Source organism: Streptomyces huiliensis (assembly GCF_020037025.1).
Lineage (GTDB): Bacteria > Actinomycetota > Actinomycetes > Streptomycetales > Streptomycetaceae > Streptomyces > Streptomyces huiliensis.
This window is the reverse complement of the sequence record NZ_JAIQLH010000237.1, coordinates 1-8,483: the sequence shown is the minus strand read 5'-3', so window position 1 is coordinate 8,483 and position 8,483 is coordinate 1. Positions and strand designations below refer to the sequence as shown.

Sequence of the window (8,483 nt, the reverse complement as noted above, 5' to 3'; positions counted from 1 at the left end):
GCGGACGGTGTCCTCGTCGCCGGAGACGACGACGGCGCGCGGCCCGTTGACGGCGGCGACGGCGGCGAGGTGCGTACGGCCCTCCAGCAGCGGCAGCACCTCCTCCTCGTCGGCCTGGACGGCCGTCATCCCTCCCCCGGGCGGCAGTTGGGCCATCAGTCGCCCCCGGGCGGCGACGACGGAGGCCGCGTCCTCCAGCGAGAACACCCCGGCGGCGTGCGCGGCGGCCAGCTGCCCGATGGAGTGGCCGAGGACGGCGTCCGGGCGCAGCTCCCACGACTCCAGGAGCCGGAAGAGGGCTGTCTCCAGGGCGAACAGGGTCGTCTGGGCGTGCAGGGTGCCCCGGAGCAGGGCGGGGTCGCCGGTGCCGAGGACGAGGGCGCGGGTCTCGGCGCCGAGGCCGCCGGGGCCATCGGGGCCACCGAGGCCGCCGGGCCCGTCGCCCAGAGCCGCGCAGACGTCGTCGAGGGCGCGGGCGAAGGCCGGGTGCCCGGCGTACAACTCGGCACCGGCGCCTGCCCGCTGGGCGCCCTGGCCGGTGAACAGGAAGGCGGTCTTGCCCGCGCGCCGGACGGTGTCGCGGACGAGGTGGGGCGCGGACGTGCCGTCGCGCAGCGCGTCGAGGCCGGCGAGCAGGTCGTCGCGGGTGGTGCCGGTGACGGCGGCGCGGTGCTCCAGGGCGGCGCGGGAGCGGACCAGGACGCGGGCGAGGTCGCCGGGGCGCCACTCCGGGTGGGCGCGGACGGCGTCGCCCAGCCGGGTGGCCTGGGCGCGCAGCGCCTCGGGGTCGCGGGCGGAGACGGCCCACAGCAACGGGCCGTCACCGTCCGGCAGTTGGTCCGCTTCATCCGGCATGTCGCCCTGTTCGAGGACGACGTGGGCGTTGGTGCCGCTGATCCCGAACGACGAGACGCCGGCCCGCCGCGGCCGGTCGGTCTCCGGCCACGGCACCGGCTCGGTGAGCAGCGAGACGGCGCCGGCGGACCAGTCGACGTGCGGGCTCGGCTCGTCGACGTGCAGGGTGCGCGGGAGGACGCCGTTCCGCAGCGCCAGCACCATCTTGATGACGCCCGCGACGCCCGCGGCGAGCTGGGTGTGGCCGATGTTGGACTTCACGGACCCCAGCCACAACGGCCGGTCGGCGGGCCGCCCTTGGCCGTACGTGGCGAGCAGTGCCTGCGCCTCGATCGGGTCGCCGAGCGCGGTGCCGGTGCCGTGCGCCTCGACGGCGTCGACCTGGTCGGGGGTGAGCCCGGCGGCGGCGAGGGCCTCGCGGACGACGCGCTGCTGGGACGGGCCGCTGGGCGCGGTGAGCCCGTTGGAGGCGCCGTCCTGGTTGACGGCGGAGCCGCGGACGACGGCGAGGACCGGATGCCCGTTCCGGCGCGCGTCGGAGAGCCGTTCGAGCAGCAGGACGCCGCCGCCCTCGCCCCAGGCGGTACCGTCGGCGCCGGCGGCGAACGCCTTGCACCGGCCGTCGGGGGCGAGCCCGCGCTGCCGGCTGAACTCGACGAACATGCGCGGTTCGGCCATCACGGCCATCCCGCCGGCCAGCGCGAGCGTGGACTCGCCGCGCCGCAGCGACTGGCAGGCGAGGTGCAGGGCGACCAGCGACGACGAGCAGGCGGTGTCGACGGTGACGGCCGGGCCCTCCAGGCCGAGGACGTAGGCGAGCCGTCCGGAGGCGACGCTGACGGTGGTGCCGGTCAGCAGGTAGCCCTCGGCGCCGTCGGAGCCCTGCCGGGCGCCGGTGGCGTAGCCGAGCGGGGCGGTGCCGACGAAGACGCCGGTGCGGCTGCCGCGGACGGACTCCGGGTCGATGCCGGCCCGTTCGAACGCCTCCCAGGCGGTCTCCAGCAGCAGCCGCTGCTGGGGGTCCATGGCGACGGCCTCGCGGGGGCTGATGCCGAAGAACGCGGCGTCGAACCGGCCCGCGTCGCGGACGAACGCGCCGTGCTTCACATAGCTCTTGCCCACCCGGTCGGGGTCGGGGTCGTACAGCTCGTCGGTGTCCCAGCCGCGGTCCTCGGGGAACGGGCCGACGGCGTCGGTGCCGTCGGCGAGGAGCCGCCAGAAGTCCTCGGGGGAGCGTACGTCCCCGGGGAATCGGCAGGCCATGCCGACGATCGCGACGGGTTCGCGTGCGGCGTCGGCGAGCCGCTGGTTCTCCTGCTTGAGCCGGGTTGTCTCCTTGACGGACGCGCGCAGCGCTTCAAGGACCTTCTCGTACGTTGCAGCCATCGTGGTTCTCCGCCGTCCGGGCGCTATCGGATGTCCGTCATGTCCAGGGCCATGTCCACCAGGCTGTCGGCGTCCATGGTGTCGATCGAGTCGTCTGTCGGGTCGGCGCCCTCCGGGTCGTCGGATGTCGACTCGCCGTTCTCGGCGGCGAGTCGGAGGAGCGGGTCGAGGAGCCCGGCCGCCTGGAGGCGGGCGACCGGGATGCGGGCGAGCAGCGTCCGCACGTCGGTCTCGTCGGCGGTGCCGCTCTCGCCGCCGCCGGGTGCGTCGCCGCCGTCGGGCAGCAGCAGCGTCCGCAGGTGGGCGGCGAGGTCGGCGGGGGTCGGGTGGTCGAAGACGAGGGTGGCGGGGAGCCGGAGGCCGGTGGCGGCGTTCAGGCGGTTGCGCAGCTCGACGGAGGTGAGGGAGTCGAAGCCGAGCGCCTTGAACGGCTGCCGGTCGTGCACGTCCTCGGCCGAGGCGTGGCCTAGGACGGTCGCCGCGTGCCCGCGGACCAGGTCCAGCAGGGCGCCGTCGCGTTCGGCGGCGGGCAGGGCGGCCAGCCGCGCCCCGAGGGCGTCGCGCCCCTCCCCCGCCCGGCGAGGGTGCGCAGCAGCGGCGGGACGCCCTCGGGCCCGGCGGCGGCGCGCAGGGCCGCGGTGTCGAGCCGCAGGGCGACGGGCAGCGGCCGGTCCCCGGCGAGGGCGGCGGCGAACAGGTCGAGCCCTTCGGCGTCGGTGAGCGGGGCGACGCCGGAGCGCCGCATCCGGGTGTGGTCGGCGGCGTCCAGGTGGCCGGTCATGCCGCTGGCGGTCTCCCACAGGCCCCAGGCGACGGACAGGCCGGGCAGGCCGTCGGCCCGTCGGCGCCGGGCGAGCGCGTCGAGGAACGCGTTGGCGGCGGCGTAGTTGCCCTGGCCGGGGCCGCCGAGGGTGGCGGCGGCCGAGGAGAACAGGACGAACGCGCCGAGCGGGGTGTCCCGGGTGAGCTCGTGGAGGTTCCAGGCGGCCCGGACCTTGGGGCGCAGCACGGCGTCGACCTGGGCGGGGGTGAGGGCGGTGACGACGGCGTCGTCGAGCACACCGGCGGCGTGGACGACGCCGGTGAGCGGGCGGTCGGCGGGGATGCCGGCGAGGACGGCGGCCAGCGCGTCCCGGTCGGCGGCGTCGCAGGCGGCGACGGTCGCCTCGGCTCCCGACTCCCGTAGTTCGTCGACGAGTTCGGCGACTCCGGGCGCATCTGCTCCCCGACGCCCGAGCAGCAGCAGGTGTCGTACGCCGTGCCGGGTGGCGAGGTCCCGGGCGACGAGCCCGCCGAGGACGCCCGTGCCGCCGGTGATAAGGACGGTCCCGGCGGGGTCGAGGGCGTCGGGCATCGTGAGGACGACCTTGCCGGTGTGCCGGGCCCGGCTCATGAAGCGGAACGCCTCCGGGGCGCGGCGGACGTCCCAGGTGGCCGCCGGGAGCGGCCGGAGCACACCCCGCCCGAACAGCTCCATCAGCTCGGCCATCATCGCGCCGATGCGCTCGTGTCCGGCGTCGATCAGGTCGAAGTACCGGTAGGTGGTGCCCGGGTGGGCAGCCTCGGTGGTCTCGGCGTCGCGGATGTCGGTCTTGCCCATCTCGACGAACCGGCCGCCGGGGGCGAGGAGGCGCAGGGAGGCGTCGACGTACTCGTGGGCGAGGGAGTCGAGGACGACGTCCACCCCGCGCCCGCCGGTCGCCGCCCGGAAGGCCGCCTCGAAGTCCAGGTCGCGGGAGGACGCGATGCGCTCGTCGGGTATGCCGAGAGCGCGCAGGGTGTCCCACTTGGCGGGGCTCGCGGTGGCGTACACCTCGGCGCCGAGATGGCGGGCGATCTGGAGGGCCGCGAGTCCGACGCCGCCGGTGGCGGCGTGCAGGAGCAGCGTCTCGCCGGGCCGGACGGCCGCGAGGTCCACCAGCCCGTACCAGGCGGTGAGGAACGCGATGGGAACGGTGGCGGCCTCGGTGTACGTCCAGTCGTCGGGCATCCGGGCCAGCAGCCGCCGGTCGACGACCGCGTGCGGCCCGAACGCGCCGGGCACCATGCCGAACACCCGGTCGCCGGACGTGAATTCGGTGACACCGGGGCCGGTCTCCAGCACGACGCCGGCGGCTTCGCCGCCCATGACGTCCTGGTCGACCATGCCGAGGCCGAGGACGACGTCGCGGAAGTTCATGCCGGCGGCGCGCACGGCGATCCGCACCTGCCCCGGTCCGGGCGGGCCGGCCGCCTCGGGGGCGGGGACGAGGGCCAGGTTCTCCAGGGTGCCCTTGCTGGTGACGTCGAGCCGCCAGTCGGGCGCGTCGCGCGGGGGTTCCAGCGACCGTCCGGAGGCGGCCCGGGTGAGACCCGGGAGGAGCAACCGGCCGTTGCGGAGGGCCGCCTCGGGCTCGCCGGCGGTGAGGGCGGCGGGCAGGGCGCTCCGGGAGCCGGGCAGCCCGTCGACGTCCAGCAGTGCGAACCGGCCCGGGTGCTCGCTGCGGGCCGAGCGGACCATGCCCCAGACGGCCGCGTGCGCGAGGTCGTGGACGGTCTCCCCGGGGGCGGCCGGCACGGCACCGCACGTGACGAGGACCAGCCGCGAGGAGGCGCAGCGCTCCTCGCCGAGCCAGGTCCGCAGGAGGTCCAGGAGGCGGTGCGTCACCGCCGTGGCGGCTTCGTCGGCGGGGAGGCCGCCGGTGTCGAAGCGGCAGGGGACGACGACGGTGCCGGGGACGGTGGGGGCGGCGGCGAGCGCGGCGAGGTCGGCGTGGACGGGCACGTCGGGCCGCCCGTCGGCGAGGCCGAGGACGTCTTCCCCCAGGACGGCCCAGTCCAATTCGCCGTTGTTTAGGGGCGATTCGTTCCACTCGACGTGGAAGAGGGAGTCGTGGTGCCGGGCGGTACGGGCGGACTCCAACTGGTCGCGGGTGACGCTCCGGCTGACGAGGGACGCGACGGTGGCCACGGGCGCGCCGGAGCCGTCGGCCGCGCGGAGCGTCAGTCCACCGTCGCCGGCGGGCGCGAGGTGGACGCGGAGGTCGGTGGCGCCGGTGGCGTGCACGGTGACGCCTGTCCAGGCGAACGGCAGCCGGACGTCGCCGGTCGAGCGGGCGGCGGCGGGGTGCAGGGCCGCGTCGAGCAGGGCCGGGTGCAGGGCGAACTTCGCTGCTTCAGCCTGCTGTTCGCGAGGCAACCGGATCTCGGCGTAGAGGTCTTCGCCGCGCTCCCAGAGGGCGTGCAGCCCCTGGAAGACCGGCCCGTAGCCGAGCCCGTCGTCGGCCAGGTGCTCGTACAGCGTGTCGACGGGGACGGGGGTGGCGCCCGGGGGCGGCCACGCGGCCAGGTCCCACGGCGGGGCGGGCGTGGTGTCCGGGGCCAGGAAGCCGGTGGCGTGGGCGGTCCAGGGAGCGTCGGGCGCGGCGTCCTCGGGGCGGGAGTGCAGGGCGAGCGGCCGGCGGCCGTCCTCGTCGGCCGTACCGGCGGACAGCTGGACGTGCACGCCGCCGCGCTCGGGCAGGACGAGCGGCGCTTGGAGCGTCAACTCTTCCAACGTGCCATGGCCCGTCAGGTCGGCTGCCTGGATGGCGAGTTCGGCGAGGGCGGCGCCGGGGACGAGGGTGGTGCCCCAGACGGTGTGGTCGGCGAGCCAGGGGTGGGTGTCGAGGGACAGTCGCCCGGTGAGCAGCAGCCCGTCCCCGCCGGCCACCGGCACGGCCGCGCCGAGCAGCGGGTGGCCGGTGGCGCGGAGGCCGACGGCGGTGACGTCGCCGGTGGCGGCGTCCCCCTCCAGCCAGTAGCGGTCGCGCTGGAAGGCGTAGGTGGGGAGGTCGACGCGGTGGCGGGCGCCGGTGGGGAAGGCGGTGGTCCAGTCGACGGGCAAGCCCTGGGTGTACGCCTCGGCCAGGGAGGTGAGGAAGCGCCGCCAGTCGCCTTCGTCACGGCGCAGGGAGCCGACGACCACGGCCGGGACGTCGGCGTCCTGCGCGGACTCCTCGATGCCGACGGTCAGGACGGGGTGCGCGCTGCACTCCACGAACGCCCCGTGGCCGGCGGTCAGGAGGTCGTCGATGACGGACCGGAAGCGGACGGTGTTGCGGAGGTTGCGGTACCAGTAGTCCGCGTCGAGACCGGCCGTGTCGAGGACCGAGCCGGTGAGGGTGGAGTGGAAGGGAACGGCCCCGGAGCGGGGGCTGATGCCGGCCAACTCCTCGCGGATGCGCTCCCGGATGCGCTCGACGTGGACGGAGTGGGAGGCGTAGTCCACCGGCACGCGGCGGGCCCGGACCTCCTCGGCGTCGCAGTGCGCCAGCAGCTCGTCCAGCGCTCCCGCGTCCCCGCAGACGACCGTCGAGCGGGGGCCGTTGAGCGCGGCTACGGAGATGCGCCCGTCCCAGCGTCCGGCCAGCTCCTCGGCCTGGTCGGCGGGCAGCGCGAGGGAGACCATGCCGCCCTCGCCCGCGATCTCCAGCAGCGCCCGAGAGCGGAGGGCGACGACGCGGGCGCCGTCCTCCAGCGACAGGCCGCCCGCGACGCAGGCGGCGGCGATCTCGCCCTGCGAATGGCCGACGACGGCGACGGGCTCGACGCCCACCGACCGCCACAGCGCCGCCAGCGACACCATCACCGCCCACAGCACGGGCTGGACGACGTCGACGCGGTCCAGCCCGGGCGCGCCGGGTTCCTGTCGCAGCACGTCGGTGAGCGACCAGTCGACGAACGGCGCCAACGCCCGCTCGCAGTCGGCGATCCGACCGGCGAACACCTCACTGCTGCCGAGGAGCGGCACGGCCATCCCGGCCCACTGCGACCCCTGCCCCGGGAACACGAACACCGGGCCGTCGTCCTCGCCCGAGGCCACCCCGCTCACCACGCCGGGAGCGGGTTGGCCGGTAGCCAACCCCCTTGTACCTGCGAGGAGTTCCTGGCGTCCATCCCCGATCACCACCGCCCGGTGCTCGAACGCCGACCGCCCCGACGCGAGCGACCAGCCCACCCGCGCCGGATCGGCGTCCTCGACCGCCTCGGCGAGCCGGGCGGCCTGCGCCCGCAGGGCGTCGGGGGTACGGCCGGTGACGACCCACGGCAGGACGCCCACGCCACCCCCGTCGACAGCGGGCTCCTCCTCCGGCGCCTGCTCCAGGATGACGTGGGCGTTGGTGCCGCTGACGCCGAACGAGGAGACGGCGGCCCGGCGCGGGCGGCCGGTCTCGGGCCAGTCGCGGCGTTCGGTGAGCAGTTCGACGGCGCCGGAGGACCAGTCGACGTGCGGCGTCCGCTCCTCGGCGTGCAGGGTCTGCGGCAGCACGCCGTGACGGAGTGCCATGACGGTCTTGATGACTCCGGCGGCACCCGCCGCGGCCTGGGTGTGGCCGATGTTGGACTTGAGCGAGCCGAGCCACAGCGGCCGGTCGGCGGGCCGCCCCCTGCCGTACGTGGCCAGCAGCGCCTGGGCCTCGATCGGGTCGCCGAGCTTCGTCCCCGTCCCGTGCGCCTCCACCGCGTCCACGTCGGCGGCGGTGAGTCCGGCGTCCTCCAGGGCGCGGCGGATGACGCGCTGCTGGGCCGGGCCGTTGGGGGCGGCGAGGGCGCTGCTGGCGCCGTCCTGGTTGACGGCCGAGCCGCGCAGGACGGCGAGGACGGGGTGGCCGTTGCGGCGGGCGTCGGACAGCCGCTCGACGAGCAGCATGGCGACGCCCTCGCCCCACGCGGTGCCGTCGGCGCCGGCCGCGAAGGACTTGCACCGGCCGTCGGGGGCGAGTCCGCGCTGCCGGCTGAACTCGACGAACGTGTTCGGGGTGACCATCACCGTGACGCCACCGGCCAGGGCGAGGGTGCAGTCGCCGCGGCGCAGTGCCTGGGCGGCGAGGTGGAGGGCGACGAGCGAGGAGGAGCAGGCGGTGTCGACGGTGACGGCCGGGCCCTCGAAGCCGAAGGTGTAGGCGATCCGGCCGGAGGCGACGCTGCCGGAAGTGCCGCTGCCGAGGAAGCCGGCGACGGCCTCGGGTACGTCGATGCCGCGGTTGCCGTACTCGTGGTACATGAGTCCGGCGTAGACGCCGACGCGTTCGCCGCGCAGGCGGCGCGGGTCGACGCCGGCCCGTTCGACGGCCTCCCAGGCGGCTTCGAGCAGCAGCCGCTGCTGCGGGTCCATGGCGACGGCCTCGCGCGGGCTGATGCCGAAGAAGGCGGGGTCGAAGCCGTCGGCGCCGTCGATGAAGCCGCCCTCGCGGACGTAGGTGGTGCCGGGGCGGCCCGGT

The 8,483-nt window shown here is 76.1% G+C and carries 3 protein-coding genes; all 3 read right to left on the bottom strand.

From position 1 onward, the window contains the following. On the bottom strand, positions 1-2,208 hold a 2,208-nt coding region (locus JNW98_RS29415), incomplete at its 3' end, for a type I polyketide synthase (protein ID WP_372459346.1). A gap of 56 nt (positions 2,209-2,264) precedes the next feature. Then, positions 2,265-2,687, bottom strand: coding sequence for an acyl carrier protein (locus JNW98_RS36740; RefSeq protein ID WP_308015681.1), 423 nt, complete (start codon positions 2,685-2,687; stop codon positions 2,265-2,267). 20 nt (positions 2,688-2,707) lie between these two features. After that, a partial coding sequence (locus tag JNW98_RS29410) for an SDR family NAD(P)-dependent oxidoreductase (protein ID WP_308015680.1) occupies positions 2,708-8,483 on the bottom strand: 5,776 nt, incomplete at its 5' end.